Here is a 14,242-nt window from a genome sequence, read left to right on the forward strand (position 1 = left end):
GGCATGGCGTGGCAGGGATTGACCCTGGCGGCCACGGGGTTTCCGCTGCCCACGGTGGACGTGGGCCACCCGGAATCGGCCACCCAACGACAGGAGCCACACCGATGACCACCACACGCGTGTCAGTGCGGCCACTGCACCACCTCGGCGCAGTGCGGCTCGTGCTCGACGACCCGCCGCTGACGTGGACGATGACCGGCGATCAAGCCTGCGAACTCGCCGAGCAGCTCATCGACGCCGCCGAGCGTGCGATCCCTCACCAGGACCGCGAGACGCGCCGATGATCGCTGACAACGACCCCCGCCGCCCGGCGCTGCTCGAACTGCGCGGCCGCCAACTGATCGCGCTGAGCCTCGACCGCGACATCGGCGACGACCGAACCGCAATGCACGAAATGTGGGTGGCCGCACTGTCCGAACTCGGCGACAACGGCGACAGCGAACTGCTCGGCGTCGTCCTCGCACTTGTTGGTGTGCACCTCGGCCCGGTCGGCCGGCGACAACTCGCCGCCCTCATGCAGCAGGGCATTCCGCCGCTGCTGCTGAAAATTGAAGGGACACAACCAGAATGACCACCGACGACCACAACGACGACATCGGCATCGACGCCGCCACCGCCCGCGCCGCTTACCGCAAGGACTACGCCGCGTACGTGTTGGCCGTCGGCGTCGCGCTACAGGACCCCGAGCTGAGGTTGCAGGGACGAATGGCGGCCGGCGGTGACCCGATGGATCACGCGCTGATCAGTGGGCGCGCAGCGGATCTGCTGTCGGAACAGCTCGGGAACTCCCGCGATGACGCGATCGACAATTTGCGTGCCCAGCTCGCGCGGTTCGTTGCGCGGCATGGGCCCCTGCTCGACGACGACGAAGGCCCACTGCTGTGATCGTCGGGGGAGAGTTCAACGCGCCCAACGTGATTCGCGCGACTATCTACCCTCTCAACGAGAAGTACTTTCGTCCACTTGACGGCGACGATTACGACGTCGACGCGGCTGCCGGTGCGTTCGAGGTCCGAGGCTACTTCGTCTATGTGCTGTGGTCCGACGACGACGACGATCGTCCTCTCTACGTCGGGCAAACAACCGACGTGTTCTCGCGGATGGCTTGGCATTTGCGCGATCCACGCAAGAGAGATCGGATCGACCGAGTCAAGGTGATTCGATGCACCAATCGCCGCGCGATGCTGCACCTCGAAAAGCGTTTGATACGCGAACTCCATCCGTTGCTAAACGTCCACATGGCAATCAGCGCGCCAACCGAAGGCGGGTGACATGACGATCACTCCGCTGCGCAGCCACGTGCTGATGGACGCCGGCGATGCCGACTACATCGCCCGGGCGCTCCAACTGCTCGCCCAACTGCTGCGCCAGAACCGATCCCAGCCGACGCCACGACTCGAGTCGGTCACCGCGCAACTCGCCCGATCCGCCGCAGCCGGCAGTACCGCAAGCCAGAACGGCAGAAACCGCGGCGGTTGCGGTGCCTCTGGCGACGACACCACCCACCATCTCGACTATGCGTTGCTCACCACAGGCGAGGCCGCGCGACTACTGGCATGCGGCGAGCGCAATGTTCGCGACCTTGCCACGCGTGGCGCGATCCCGGCCCGCAGGACCGGTGATCGTGGCCGCTGGTTGGTCGACGCGGCCGCCGTCGTTGCCCGTGCCGAACGGAAGTCAGCCCGCCACCGCGATTGACGGAGGCGGCCGTGCCGATTGAGCTGCGCCGCGTGCCGAACCTCGAACTGTTGAAGGTCGGCCGCTGGGACGGCCTGGGTGGCGAGTTCGACATCACGGCCGAGCACCTCGCGTCGGCCGTCGAGGCCCACCAGGCGGGCGTCATCCGCAAGGCAGTAATTCGGTTGGGCCACACCGGGATGGGCGACGCGTCACCGGCACTGGGCTATGTCGACCGCTTGCGGTTGGCCGATGGCGGCATGACGTTGGTCGGAGATCTGGCCGGTGTGCCCAAGGCGATCGCGACGCTGATCCCGCGAGCATGGCCCGACAGGAGCATCGAGGGCCTGATGGAGTACGAGGACCCCAACACCGGCCGCACGTGGCCGTTCGTGCTGACCGCGTTGGCCCTGATCGGCGCGACCCGGCCGGCTGTGTCCACGCTGCGATCACTGCAAGACGTCGCCGAGCTGTACGGGCTCGACGTGGCCGCCGCGCAGCGTGGTCGCTCGGTCAGCATCGCCGCCAGCGCGTTCCACTCCCCCGATGACGCGGCGCGTGCCCGGGCTGTGCAAGTGGCGCGGGCCCGCCGCCGCCGAACCAACCAAACGATAGGAGTCTGATCGTGTCGACACCCATACAGAACCCGCGCGTCTACGAACCAGGCCGCGACATCACGGCCCAGGCCAGCGCCGCGGTGACCGCGAAGCGGTTCGTTGCGATCAGCGGCAACCGCACCGCGGGCGGCAACCTCAGCGTTGCGCACGCCGTTGCGGCTGGCCGCGTGTTCGGCGTCGCCGCAACCGACGCGGCCGCCGGTCAGCTTGTCCGCGTCTGCCGTGGCGGGGTGGTGAAAGTGGTCGCCGAGGCCGCGATCCCCGCGAACACCGCTGTGCAGGTGGGCGCGAACGGCCAGGCCGTCACCCTCGGGGCCGGCGTCGCCGTCGGCTACTGCATCACGGCCGCCACACTCGGCGGTGACGCCGAGATCGCTTTGTACTAGGGAGGTTTCACGCTATGACGAGTCCACTTGTGCCTGTTGTCACCGGTCGCAACCTGACCGTTGATGTGGCATTGAAGCAACCGAGCCGGATCCGCGACCAGATCGCGAAGCTCGCCGACGAGCAGATCCTGCTGCCGAAGCTGTTCCGCCCGCTCGGTGCCGCCGTGCAGGGTGGTGGCCTGCTCTACTCGGTGATCGCGGCGAGTGACTTCTTCACCAGCGGCGTTGAAAAGCGTTCGCCCGGTGCGGAGTACCGCGTCGTCGAGGGTGTGCAGCCAACTCCGCAGCTCGCACCCGTTGAGGACTGGGGCGGCAAGTTCCAAGTCACCGACGAGCAGCGCACCCGCAACGACGTGTCCTATATCGACCAGCAGACGACGCAGTTGGCGAATACCATTGCGCGCAAGCTCGACACTCGTGCGATGGAAGCGCTCGGGGCGGCCGGCGTCGCGACTCTCGCCGTGACGAGCAACTGGGACAACCTCGTATTTGTGGGCCCCGACGCCAACCTCACCGCGTCGGCGGATCGGCCGACGGCGCACTTCGCGCAAGCGCAGGAGATCGCCGACCTCGAAGAGCTGGGCGTCGTGCACGACACGCTGCTCGTGCACCCGTCACAGGCGCGCGCTTTGCGTGAGGCGTACGCCGAGAACCTCGACGACATGCTCGAGTCGGCCGGGTTCACAAACGGCATGGTGTCCAACCCGCGGATCCCGGCCGGCACCGCGTACGTGGCGCAGGGCGGCATGGTGGGCACCGTCGGGTTCGAGACGGTGCTGACGGTCGACGTGATCGACGAACGCAAAACCCGGTCGACGTGGGTGCAGGCGTATGCGGTGCCCGCGTTCGCCGTTGACCGGCCGTTCGCGGCGAAGCGGATCACCGGCGTCGGCACGCCGTAATCGCAAGGAGGACAACGACAATGGCACTGACATTCGACGACACGCAGTCGGCGGCGCTGCTAGAGGCGCTGGGCCTGCCGGCCGACACCACCGACGCGCAGCTCGTGGTCGACACCGTCATCGACCTCGCGGCGCAGGCCGCCGAGATGACACCCGAGAAGCCGTCCACGGTGGCCGCCGCCGCCCGGAAGGCGGGCCTGGAAGTCATCGACACCGCCACGCTCGCGGCGTTGCGGGAAGATGCCAGTAATGGCCGGCAGATGGCCGCCGCCGCCAAGGCGCAGAAGATCGAGGCCGCCGTCGACGACGCGATCGCCAAGGGCAAGATCACCGCGCCGCGCAAGCGTCACTGGGTCACGTTGTGCGCCAACGACGAGGCGATGCTCGAGGTCCTCGCCGCGGTGCCCAACGAGACCGCGGTGCCGCTGACCGAGCTGGGCCACAGCACGGGCGTCGACAAGGACGCCAACGAGCCCGCCTGGTTTTACTGATCGTTGCCGCGCGTCGGCCCTGGCCTCCTCCCGCTGAGTGGCACCGGGGCCGAAAGGCGGTGACCACGGATGGCCGGCCGCGTAGCGACCGCCTTGCGAGCGGCCGGCCAGCCGTGCCCAACGAAACCGTGAGGACCCATGACTGACGACCGGGAGGAGCGCAGCCGGCGCGCGCGTCACCACGAACCACCCGACGGCGAGCCCTTCCCGATCGCCTTGCGGCGATGCACCTGCGGCACACCGTCATACCGCCGCGACGACCACGCCAACACGTGCCCGCTCGGGCCCACACCAGCGCGCTCGACCACCCCGGGCCCGACGACAGCGACACGCCTGGTCGAGGACGGAGGTTGAACCGTGCCTGACCATCTGCGCCGCCAGCGCTCCGACGAGTGCGCGACATGCGGCGGGCCCATCAGGTTCTACCCGGCCTCACTGGACGCGGCCGGCCAGGAGCCGATCAGCAGCGAGCCCTGGCGCGGCGCGTGGGCGCACCTGCGCCGCTCGGACTGGGTCGACAACCCGCACACACCCACACCGAAAGGTCCCTGACGCTATCTGCCAGTTCTGGCAGATACGACCCCGCGCCCCCTGGCTGGCCCGATAGAGTCAGCAGCGGTCCTTGAAGTCGGACCGACAGGAACAGCCGCCCCGCCACCACGCGGGGCGGCTGTTTTCGTGTCATCGCCAGGCACCCCCCCAAATATCCAGGGGGCCCCACCTGATCCAACGTGGTAGTCAAGGAATTTTTTTGTGCGGCCCGTTTTTTTCGCGCCCAAATGCGTCAGATGACGCGTTTACGGGGATGGTGGCGGGATGGTTGCCCGGTGGTCGATCGCTCGTCCTGGGCGATCTGGGTTCGATCGCGGTGCGCCGTCGGTAGGTTTGGCTGGCGGTGGCCCGGCGGTTCGACGTCGATCGGGTCGGTCGTCGGCGGGCACAACTGGACATTTGACGAGTTCGGCAAGCGCTCAACTCCGCATATGCAGAGTTGGGACGTTTGCCGTCGGGTTCACGTGGCCTGGCGAGCAATGGGTACCGTGCGTTGTGCGTCAACATGTTTCGCGCCGCCAGCAAAGCGCCAACTCTCCATATGGAGAGGTCAGAGGTTTGCCGAGTAGATTGCATGTGCATTTAAATGGCAAAGTGTTCTGCGAGGTCCCGGCAGCGCCTCAGCCCGCCTCGATCGCCCGCCCCGGTGAGCGTCGACGGCGGCACCTTGTCGGCGTTAACTGTCACATCTGTGCCAGTTAATTGTCACATCTGTGCCAATTTTGGGCCGCCGGCCGGCCGCGCCTTTGATCGTGCGCGTAGGTCGCCCTCGACGACCACCGACAGCCGTCGGCAGTAGGCGAGTGAGTCGGCGACCATCTCGGCGAGTTCGGCGGCGCGTTTCGCGCGGGCCCCGGGTGAGGCCGGGTCGGGCGGCGCTCACGTAGTGGTGTGTGCGGCGGTGAGGTCAAGCCAGACGTTGTGCAAGGTTTGGCGAGCGCTGCCTCCTGGGGCCAGGTCACCCGCTGGATGTGGTTTCCCACATCCAAGCGGGGCCGCGCCGGACTTTGCCCATCTCCACATATGTGGAGTTCGCGCACGACCGGGCCGGGCTCGTTGTCACGACGTTGTCACAACTCAACCAGAACTCCTCAGCGAACGGCTGGGAACTCCCGCGAACGTGTGCAACCTGTTGTCGCAGGTCAGGGGCACAATTTCGCCCTAGCGGCCACACCTCGGCGAACGCCGACAGACGGCCGTGAACGCTTCTGGGCTGCCTCCGGAGCAGAAGGCCGCAGGTTCGAATCCTGCCGGGGGCACCACACTGCCGGGAGCACCACTTGTGCTAGCCGCCGCGAACAGCGTCGCCCATGAGACCTGTGTTTGATGATGTAGAACTGTCGTGTGCCTTTACGAGGTGTGGGCGTTTTGGCGGTGGTGCTCGCAGTAGCTATGACGTCGCCTGCGCCAGCACGCGCTGTTGACTTGCCGGGGCCGTTGGATGAGTTGGTCGACGCGGCGGCAGTGCGGCTGCAGACCGCCGATCCGGTTGCGGCGGTTAAGTGGCAGACCAAAGGCGATATCGAGGATCCGGCGCGGGTCAACCAGGTACTGGCAGCCGTGAGCGCCGCGGCGGGCGCCCGTGGCATCGACTCGCGATATGTCAACCAAATCTTCAAAGATCAGATCTCTGCGACCGAGGCCGTGGAATACAGCCGCTTCGCCGAGTGGAAGCTCGATCCAGCTAGCGCGCCGACGGATACCACCGACCTGTCAGCGTCCCGTCGGGCCATCGATGCGCTCAATCAGCAGATGGTTGACCAGATCGCCGCGCAATGGGAGGTGCTGCAGTCGCCGCAGTGTCCTGTCGCACTTGGCGATGCGTTGCACAACGTGATTGCGGCGCGGCGACTCGACGGGCTCTACCAACAAGCGCTTGAGTTCGCCACCCACTCGTATTGTTCTTGACGCTTCCGATGAGCGGTTGCTCGTCACTGCTGATCGGCGTTAGTGCTCACCGCAACACCGCGGACAGCACAAGACCAACGGGATAGGGAAACAGGCAGCGTGATACGGACGACCCCGTTGCGATCACTGTGGCTTCGTCTTCGTGTGTATCGCTTGGCGTTGCCGCTGGTCGCGCCGCGCCGGGATCACGTCCGCCACCGGGGGCGTGACCCGCGTGTGCGAGAGCATCCAGTTCGGGGCAGCCGCGGCGACCAGGATGGTCATCGACGCCGAACGCGCTTACGGCCCTTGGGAATACAACCCCGGGTGAGCGCGGCCCCGTTGTGGCGGCGGCGGGTAGTCGAACACTACCGTCCCCACGCCGCTGGGATTCTTCGAGATGTACACCGGGCCCAACGCGAACGGCATCACCCCGGTGTTCATCGGCACGTTTCCGGCGACGATAGGGCTGTCGGCCGCGGTCGTGGTGTAGGAGTAGAGCAGCGTCTGGTTGTTGTCGGTCGAGATCGAAATGACCGTCCCGGGCGGCACCACCCCCGAGGTCTGCCCGCTGCCCAGAATGATTCCCGGGATGGTGCCGTGGTTGCCGCCGGAATCCAGGATCGACGTGACTGACCAGTACGGCCCGGCGGGATCGTAGCCGCCGAATTGCACGTCGAAGGTATTGATACAACTAATGAGCCTGCCTATATCCTCGACGCAATCCGCAGACTGGGCTTCACGCCTATCGCCCCAGATGGTAATCCGCTGCATGTGGTTCGCCTGGGCCGACCTAGCTCTAACTAACGGGAACTGGCCTGAAACGAACTAGTCGGCCAGTCGGGGTACCTCCATCCAGGAGAGAGGTCCACTAGGCGCAGATTGGCCCTCATTGTTGGGTAAATTGTCTGGAAATGGGAGGTCGTAGTGCATGGCATCTGGCTCCTCGCGGACCAGGTCCCTCGCGCTGCCAGCGGGAGTGAAAAAACTCGATTATCCTAATCACGCTGTCCGCCAACATGTTTCCGAATGCAGCGAGTCATCTTGCATGACAACGAATTTCATTCCATTTCCGATAGATGGTGCGGTTGAGTCAACTGCCTTGACTCGCGCATCCCTACACCTAGCTCTGCAGCCACGGATCATCGCGCGACCCTCGGACCTCGACACGCAAGTGATTACCGGCTCGCGCGCAGCCGCCATAAAATCGGCGAATGGCGATGAACGAACTCAAGGTGGCCGCAGACCAGCTCCGACAGACAGCCACCCAATGGCAGGGGTTAAGCACCGGGTTCGGTACTACGGCACCGTCACCGGGGCAACCGTTTCAACCGACCACGGCGGCGATCACTGCTATCGACGCTGCAATAGGGGTGGGAGCGGCAGTTTGCGCAGTGCGCATCCAAGCCACAGCGGCCAGCGTCGCAGCAGCAGCCACCGGGTACACCAGCCAGGACGCCAGCGGGCGAAGCGAACTCGCCGGTGTCTCCCCGCCGGTAGTGATGGTGTAGTGCGATGCCCCCAACACTGTCACAGCTGGAAACGTGGGATACCGACCATCTGATCGACGCCGCCACCTATTGGACGAAAACCGCCGACCAGTGGGACGACGCGTTCACGCAAATGCGCAACCAGTCCCACGCCATGGGCTGGGAAGGTGTAGGCGGCGACGCGCTGCGCACACAAACCACCGGTGACCTGGCAACCGTGAGCGCCAAGGCCGAGCAGCTACGCAAGGCCGCCCAGATCGCGCGCACCGGGGCCAGCAATATCAGCGCAGCCCAACGACAAACCCTGTACGCAATCGATGACGCACAAAACGCGGGCTTCCAAGTCGGGGAGGATCTGTCGGTCACCGACACCCGCACCAGCCGCAATGCGGCCGAGGCCGCCGCCCGGCAAGCCCAAGCCCAGACCTTCGCCGCGAGCATCAACGCACGTGCCGCCCAGTTATTGGGCGTGGAGACCGAGACGTCAGGCCAACTCACCGCCGCCGCCGGCGATGTCGGCACCATGAACTTCGCGGGCGGCCACAGCGGCGTCCAGCTGGTGGACTTCAATCCAAACCCTGGCTCCCCACCGCCACCGTTCGCGCCTTGGGACACCCCTGATGGCAAACCGCAGCCGGGGGCTGGCCTGAGCGCCGCGCAGCAGCAAATGATTCTGGGCGGCAACCCAGCGAATATGAACGGCCAGGGCCTAATGGACAATCTGCGGCAGCTTATCCAGTCGCTTCCCGAAAACGATCCCAGGACCGCGTGGCTGCGCGGCCAGGTCGCGGACCTGCAGGCGCATGTCAATGACATCGACTACGCCCGCACCCACTGCAGCACCGACGACTGGATCCAACGGACCAGCCAATTCGCCTCCGGCGTGATCGTCACCGGCGGCGGCTTGCTAACCGCAGAAACCGGCGCAGGACTCGTAATCGCCGGGGCCGGTGGTCTCAACACGGTCATCGCCGGGGGCAGTCTCTTAAAGTGTCTGACGGGGAGTAAATAAATGGTGGAAGTACTGGTCGCCGCGATCCTGGCTGGCACCTTCGTGCTGGCGTTGTGGGGTGGATGGCGTCCGCGCTATCGTGTCGTGTCCTACCTCGTGGCCGGTGTCGTCGTAGCTACACTGATAGCGGTGCTGGTGGCCACTAGTCAGGCAAACCTCCTTATTCTCTCGGTGATCATGCTGGCGATGTTCGCCTCGCTGACAGTCATCAACGACCGCAGAGCTCAACGCAGCCGAGGTGAGTGAATCCTTGCCGCCGCCGTGACCAGGTGTCGTCATCGAGATCACTTCCTCTCTCGCGTTGCCGCGCTTAGCGTTTGGGGTGAACCGGGCCAGGCACGAACCCTCCGAACTCGCCTGACCCGGCCACCTGTACAACCCGACTAGCGCTGAAAGGCAGGCTTAAGGGGGCCTGACACATCGACTTTGCAAGACGCTGGCCGGGTAGGAGTCATGTGTTGGTTACCGTCTCGGATCGTATTGCCGCCAGGAACGCACCTCTTGGAGTTGCGCTCTAGCCTCGGCCACACTCAATGTTGATGCATCCCAGTCAATTCGGAGCTTCTGCAGTTCAAGCTGGAGCTCCCCCTGTGCCGCAAGGGCTTACACGTCGTCAGGGCCTTCGCCAACCTGGCGGGGCCAGTGACCGGACAGCCGCGCTCGTGGTCAAGTACCCGGGCACCGCAACCGGGCTAACCTCGGTCAATCGGACGGGTAGTAGACGGCGCACAACCGCTGAACCGTCGTGCCGAAAATCGTCCTCCATGCAGTGAAAGCCCTTTCCGCTACGCATGATTCGGCCGGTACGGACCAGCTTGTGGCAATCACGGCCCGCGCTGATGTCGGGCAGATCAGCCTCGTACGACAGTCCGCCGGGCCATCCTTGAAGCGTAGCTTTCGGAATCCGTTGTAGCCAATAGCCATTCAGGATGATGCTCCAGACGGCAAACGGCATTCAACTTGTCGGTCAACGTCTTTGCGACGGCACGGCCTCCAAAACCTCGTAATAGCCACCTGGCAGCAGACGGCTGCGCGTGCCGTACGGGACACCCATTCCACCGATGCGGCGCAGTGAGCCGACGTTGCGAGCGTCTAAATCTGTTGTTTATCACCGCAATTCTTCGTCAGGCAACGGAATTTCCCTGCTCCGGCTCATGGTTCACCCCGTTTCCTGCAGCGACCTGAACAAGTCATCGACCATTTCTTCGGCTTCCTGAGCGGTACAACTGCCGGGTCAAGCTGCGCGTGATGGTATTGATCATGTTGGTGGTCGATTCTTCGTCGACGCACCAGGATTCGTAGTGAGCCACGTAGGGCGGCACCTCGTCGTCAAGGCTGCCCGAAAGCTGCGCGCGCAGAGTTGGATTCACCACCAGCGCAAGTGCGGCAAGGTTTACGTCGGTCGCCCGTAGCGATTAATACTCGAAGGGCCGGGCATGGTTGATCACCTCGACCAGATTGGCCTCGTACTCGTGCGGTGGAACATCGCGCAAGCAAGTTATTTTCACTGCGACCACCCCGCGCGGTTGAACGGGTGTGGGTAGCGAGCGCCGATGACCTCGGCGCCGGGTCGCGGTGCTAGTTCAGGATGGCTTGCTTCCCATTTGGGGCGCTTCCTCGCGTTGGAACTTGTCGAACGCGTCCTGGTCGTGGACATGCGGTTTGAGAACCCTGCCGATAGTCCTACCTATCCGTTACCCATCCGGCTATCCCAGATGGTGACCCAAACCGTTCGTCCAAAATTGAGTCAGTCGCACCCGACAACAGTTCCGGTACGTGCTTAACACCCGCGGGTTCTTTCGTAGGCGTTGGTGGACGAGGCTGTGATCAGTGATGTGGCCCTTCGGTATGGGGTGCCGCGTCAGACCGTGCATGCGCGGTTGCGTCGTTATGGCCATGCCCGGCACCTTCGTCGTCACCGACGAAGCGCTGCTCAGCAGATTCCTGCGCTGATCGAGGGTGCGGGCGTTGCGTGGGACCACTCGCTGGCCGCCCTACCGTCCCATCGCCGTGCCATTGGGGGACTACCAACCCGCCGATCGGCGGACACCAATCCCGTCTGGTCGGCGGACAGACGTCAACATGCCAGACGCACATAATGGGTTGCACAGCCCAATTTGTAACTCTGCGGCCCAACGGCGCCACGACACACCAAACAGCCTTGCGGCGACGCGCCAGTAAGCGCGCCGAAACAGCCAAGGCCGAATGAACCATCTAGCTTGGAGGTAAGGAAAGCTGTTGAACGCCAACCCTTTCGACGAAGGCCACCCCAACCTCGTCGGCTCTTTCGGCTGCTGCGCGCGTCGGCGTTGGGCACAAAGCGCCACCCACGACGTGGAATCAGCCCTGCGCACCTCGCGGGTAAAGCCTTCAAGAAATAAAGGGTGGTGAAGCGAATGCAATTCATCGACGTCGACTATCAGTCGGAGCTGCCGCCGGATCCGCCCGGCCTACGATTTCTTGAGTTCTTGGGAGGCACGAAGCAGCTGCGCTGCTTTATTGTGTCGGAAAATACGACTCGCGCCGAATTTATGCGGGAATATGCGCATCTTTTAGATGATTGCATGACGCCGATTTATGATCGCGACGGGATTATGATCAGACAAGATGCAGGCTTCTCACTGCCCGGATTTTATATCATTGGCCTCCACGATCAGGTGCGGGCGCTGGACTATCTCGATATTGGTCTTTACCGGAAAATTTCGTTACTCCTGCTGGAATTACGAAAGGGGATGAGGAGTGTCCTCAGCATTAACCACGTTGATATTCACTATGACGAAAAGCTGGACAAAACGTGCAGTGTCCGCTGGGCGGTAATGCCCGCTCCCAGAGAGGGCCCACAGCGCATACCGAGCATTGCTGATCTCGATCTTCGTAATTACCTATCCAAATTCAGGCTCACCGAGGAAAGAGAGACTATCTTAGATTTCAACCAAAGAATGAGGGATTATTTCAGTGATATTGACCTCTAGATTTACGATTGTCCACGCACAACTCAGGCGTGGAGGTCGGCATGGCTGACGATCGCCGCGGCCTTCACCTCAACATCAGTCTTTCCAGGGCATGCTTCGTGCAGTGCAAGGGGTGTTACAACCACTTCGGACGTATGGGAAAGACCGTCAGCAGCGATGCTGTTGTTGATTTTTTGGCCCATTGTCGGGCAAGGGGCTTTAGCAAGGTCACGCTATGCGGAGGAGACCCCCTCGCTCGCGCAGATATTATTCCCCTGTTGCGGAATATCAAAGCATTGGGCATGACCATAAACCTGGATACGGTTGGCACCCCGTTGTTGGGCCCCGTGCCAACAAGATTTTTTGACAGAGTCGAGGTAGATAGAGTAGAGGCTGCCGACTTGGCTCGCCTAGTCGATGTTATCGGCATTCCTGTCGACGGCTCATCCGAGGACTCGGTTGCTTCCTTTCGTTCGGGTAGAGACAGCTTCCTGGAGGAACAGCTGATTATTCTGAAAACTCTCGACAGCGCCGATGCCAAGCTTTGCATCAACACAGTTGTTCATAAGGAAAATATCGAGGACATCCCCAACATCCTGCCTCTATTAGAGCCATTTGAAGCCATCATAAAATGGCAGCTCTTTCAATTCAGCCCAACCGGACCGCTGGGGTTTCGTAATCGGAGTAGGTACCTTATCGCGGACGCCGTATTCGATGCGGTCGCATCGGAAATGCGAAAGAATGCAATCGGATCCCGTTTGCAAGATCGACTCGAGTTCAAGAGTAATGCGAATCGCAAGAGTAGCTATCTTCTGATTGATTCAGCAGGACTTGCCTGGATTCCCCGGATGTCCCCCGGAAGCGACTGGGATTCCGAGAAGGATGCGAATGACCTACGCATCATCATAGGTGATATCTCGAAGAATGACGATTATCAGAGCATTATCGACACCGCTCTTGATCCTCGTCGGATCGTCGGATTGTCATAGCGGCGGTGGTCCGTGAGTGGGGGAAGTCTTTAGGTCGAAGCGGTGTGAAAGGTTGGTGAAAGGTCTTGCCGTACAACGAATCAGCACGGACACACGGGGATAGTTGGGATCTTGCATCTAGCGTCGGTGCCACCGCAACGATGGTCGCCGCCGGCCGTGCGCTGGCCACCCAAGACCACGATCCGATCATCAGCGACCCGTTCGCGGCAGCACTGGTGCGCGCCGTCGGCCTCGACTTCTTCACCCGCCTGGTTGACGGCGAGCGTGCCGAAGGTGCCGACCGCGACGTGCAGCTGCTGATGGATTCGATCGCGGTGCGCACCCGCTTCTTCGACGACTTCTTTCTGGGCGCGGCCCGCAGCGGCATCCGTCAATCGGTGATTCTGGCCGCCGGCCTGGATACTCGCGCCTACCGGCTGTCCTGGCCGCGCGGCACCGTGGTCTACGAAATCGATCAGCCCAAGGTGGTCGAATTCAAAGGCACCACGATGTCAGCGCTGGGAGCAGCCCCGGCAGCGCACCGCAGAGAGGTCAGCATCGATCTACGCGACGATTGGCCGGCCGCGTTGCAGCACAGCGGTTTTGACATCACCAGGCCCGCCGTGTGGAGTGCGGAAGGTTTGCTGATGTACCTGCCGCCCGACGCCTAGGACCGGCTCTTCGACAACATCACCGCGCTCAGCGCGCCGGGTAGCAGGCTGGCCACCGAATACCACCCCGGCTGGGGCACCTCGGTGAGCGAAACGTGCAACGCAGTTCAATCAGCACTGGGTCAGGATGGGTTGCGACCTCGACCTGTCGGGATTGTTCTACGACGGCGAGCGCAGCGACGTCACCGATTACCTCACCGACCGCGGCTGGCAGGTGACCGCCCGACCACGCCGGGAGCTGTTCGGCGACTACGGCCGCGTCTATGCCGACCACGACGAATCGTCCCAGCTGCGCGCCATGATGTCGGTTACCGCAACACTCACCTAGCTGCCCACCCCACTTTGGACAAGCCGCACAATTTTCCTCACGCGTCGGCCACCTTTTTCGGAAAATAGCTTTCACGTCGCACGGCACGTCAAAAGCTTGATTTGTAACCCTTTTTCAACAACTAGCTCGGCATCGCGGTAGCCACAGCAGTGCGGAAAAAGCCACGCGTCTCCGCTGCGTCGGTCCATATAGCCTGGCATGGCATCGAGACCGAGCACATGCCCCGCCTCTCCCCAGTATTCGCTTTTTGCGGAAAGGCCGCCTAAACGACCAGCACGCCGCCATGGACCAAGGGGTAATGCGGCATTCG

The 14,242-nt window shown here is 63.1% G+C and carries 19 protein-coding genes, 1 tRNA gene and 1 pseudogene; 19 read left to right on the forward strand and 2 right to left on the reverse strand.

What is annotated here, in order from left to right; genetic code table 11:
• The first annotated feature begins 104 nt into the window (after positions 1–104).
• The 13 genes from AWC27_RS27780 (at position 105) to AWC27_RS27830 (ending at position 6,533) form a co-directional block, all read left to right on the forward strand.
• Positions 105–284 (forward strand): hypothetical protein, encoded by a 180-nt coding sequence (locus tag AWC27_RS27780; RefSeq protein ID WP_085673880.1) that lies wholly within the window; start codon positions 105–107, stop codon positions 282–284.
• On the forward strand, positions 281–571 hold the full coding sequence (locus AWC27_RS27785; RefSeq protein WP_085673882.1) for a hypothetical protein: 291 nt from the start codon (positions 281–283) through the stop codon (positions 569–571). Before AWC27_RS27780 ends, AWC27_RS27785 begins: the two co-directional genes overlap by 4 nt.
• Complete coding sequence (locus tag AWC27_RS27790; RefSeq protein WP_085673884.1) at positions 568–885, forward strand: hypothetical protein; 318 nt, start codon at positions 568–570, stop codon at positions 883–885. The genes AWC27_RS27785 and AWC27_RS27790 overlap by 4 nt, the downstream gene beginning before the upstream one ends.
• On the forward strand, positions 882–1,271 hold the full coding sequence (locus tag AWC27_RS27795; protein ID WP_085673886.1) for a GIY-YIG nuclease family protein: 390 nt from the start codon (positions 882–884) through the stop codon (positions 1,269–1,271). The genes AWC27_RS27790 and AWC27_RS27795 overlap by 4 nt, the downstream gene beginning before the upstream one ends.
• 1 nt (position 1,272) lies before the next feature.
• Positions 1,273–1,698, forward strand: coding sequence for a helix-turn-helix domain-containing protein (locus AWC27_RS27800; protein WP_085673887.1), 426 nt, complete (start codon positions 1,273–1,275; stop codon positions 1,696–1,698).
• 11 nt (positions 1,699–1,709) lie between these two features.
• Positions 1,710–2,300: a hypothetical protein gene (locus AWC27_RS27805; RefSeq protein ID WP_085673889.1), complete on the forward strand. Its 591-nt coding sequence runs from the start codon at positions 1,710–1,712 to the stop codon at positions 2,298–2,300.
• Between the two features lie 2 nt (positions 2,301–2,302).
• A complete protein-coding gene (locus AWC27_RS27810) occupies positions 2,303–2,680 on the forward strand; it encodes a capsid cement protein (RefSeq protein WP_085673891.1) in 378 nt (125 codons plus the stop codon).
• Between the two features lie 14 nt (positions 2,681–2,694).
• Positions 2,695–3,582, forward strand: coding sequence for a major capsid protein (locus AWC27_RS27815; protein WP_085673893.1), 888 nt, complete (start codon positions 2,695–2,697; stop codon positions 3,580–3,582).
• Positions 3,583–3,602: 20 nt separating this feature from the next.
• Positions 3,603–4,073 carry a hypothetical protein gene (locus tag AWC27_RS27820; RefSeq protein ID WP_085673895.1) on the forward strand — a complete coding sequence of 157 codons (471 nt, stop codon included), beginning with the start codon at positions 3,603–3,605 and terminating at the stop codon, positions 4,071–4,073.
• 138 nt (positions 4,074–4,211) lie between these two features.
• Positions 4,212–4,427 (forward strand): hypothetical protein, encoded by a 216-nt coding sequence (locus tag AWC27_RS30650; RefSeq protein WP_139837263.1) that lies wholly within the window; start codon positions 4,212–4,214, stop codon positions 4,425–4,427.
• A 3-nt stretch (positions 4,428–4,430) separates the two neighbouring features.
• The gene (locus AWC27_RS27825) at positions 4,431–4,625 is read left to right on the forward strand and encodes a hypothetical protein (RefSeq protein ID WP_085673897.1); all 195 of its coding nucleotides are present in this window, start codon (positions 4,431–4,433) and stop codon (positions 4,623–4,625) included.
• Between the two features lie 1,184 nt (positions 4,626–5,809).
• Positions 5,810–5,887: transfer RNA gene (locus AWC27_RS31400), tRNA-Ser, on the forward strand.
• A 130-nt stretch (positions 5,888–6,017) separates the two neighbouring features.
• Positions 6,018–6,533 carry a chorismate mutase gene (locus AWC27_RS27830; RefSeq protein ID WP_085673921.1) on the forward strand — a complete coding sequence of 172 codons (516 nt, stop codon included), beginning with the start codon at positions 6,018–6,020 and terminating at the stop codon, positions 6,531–6,533.
• 279 nt (positions 6,534–6,812) lie between these two features.
• Here AWC27_RS27830 and AWC27_RS27835 read toward each other — a convergent pair whose 3' ends face one another.
• Positions 6,813–7,286, reverse strand: a complete 474-nt coding sequence (locus AWC27_RS27835; RefSeq protein WP_264079053.1) for a hypothetical protein — start codon at positions 7,284–7,286, stop codon at positions 6,813–6,815.
• Positions 7,287–7,726: 440 nt separating this feature from the next.
• Here AWC27_RS27835 and AWC27_RS27840 point away from each other — a divergent pair, with 440 nt between their 5' ends.
• From AWC27_RS27840 to AWC27_RS27850, 3 genes are read left to right on the forward strand one after another with little or no spacing between them, the layout of a single operon-like run.
• Positions 7,727–8,023: a hypothetical protein gene (locus AWC27_RS27840; RefSeq protein ID WP_085673899.1), complete on the forward strand. Its 297-nt coding sequence runs from the start codon at positions 7,727–7,729 to the stop codon at positions 8,021–8,023.
• 4 nt (positions 8,024–8,027) lie between these two features.
• Positions 8,028–9,014, forward strand: coding sequence for a hypothetical protein (locus tag AWC27_RS27845; protein WP_085673901.1), 987 nt, complete (start codon positions 8,028–8,030; stop codon positions 9,012–9,014).
• Complete coding sequence (locus AWC27_RS27850; protein ID WP_085673903.1) at positions 9,015–9,260, forward strand: hypothetical protein; 246 nt, start codon at positions 9,015–9,017, stop codon at positions 9,258–9,260.
• A 367-nt stretch (positions 9,261–9,627) separates the two neighbouring features.
• Here AWC27_RS27850 and AWC27_RS33400 read toward each other — a convergent pair whose 3' ends face one another.
• The gene (locus AWC27_RS33400; protein ID WP_085673905.1) at positions 9,628–9,969 is read right to left on the reverse strand and encodes an HK97 family phage prohead protease; all 342 of its coding nucleotides are present in this window, start codon (positions 9,967–9,969) and stop codon (positions 9,628–9,630) included.
• Positions 9,970–11,410: 1,441 nt separating this feature from the next.
• On the opposite strand from AWC27_RS33400, the gene AWC27_RS27865 reads away from it, so the two are divergent.
• The 3 genes and pseudogenes from AWC27_RS27865 to AWC27_RS27875 all read left to right on the forward strand — a co-directional run bounded on the left by AWC27_RS27865 (position 11,411) and on the right by AWC27_RS27875 (position 13,932).
• Positions 11,411–11,986, forward strand: a complete 576-nt coding sequence (locus AWC27_RS27865; RefSeq protein WP_085673909.1) for a hypothetical protein — start codon at positions 11,411–11,413, stop codon at positions 11,984–11,986.
• 41 nt (positions 11,987–12,027) lie between these two features.
• Positions 12,028–12,954 (forward strand): radical SAM protein, encoded by a 927-nt coding sequence (locus AWC27_RS27870; protein WP_139837265.1) that lies wholly within the window; start codon positions 12,028–12,030, stop codon positions 12,952–12,954.
• A gap of 140 nt (positions 12,955–13,094) precedes the next feature.
• Positions 13,095–13,932, forward strand: a pseudogene (locus AWC27_RS27875) (class I SAM-dependent methyltransferase).
• Positions 13,933–14,242: the final 310 nt, after the last annotated feature.

Source organism: Mycobacterium szulgai, assembly GCF_002116635.1.
In the GTDB taxonomy this organism is placed as follows: domain Bacteria; phylum Actinomycetota; class Actinomycetes; order Mycobacteriales; family Mycobacteriaceae; genus Mycobacterium; species Mycobacterium szulgai.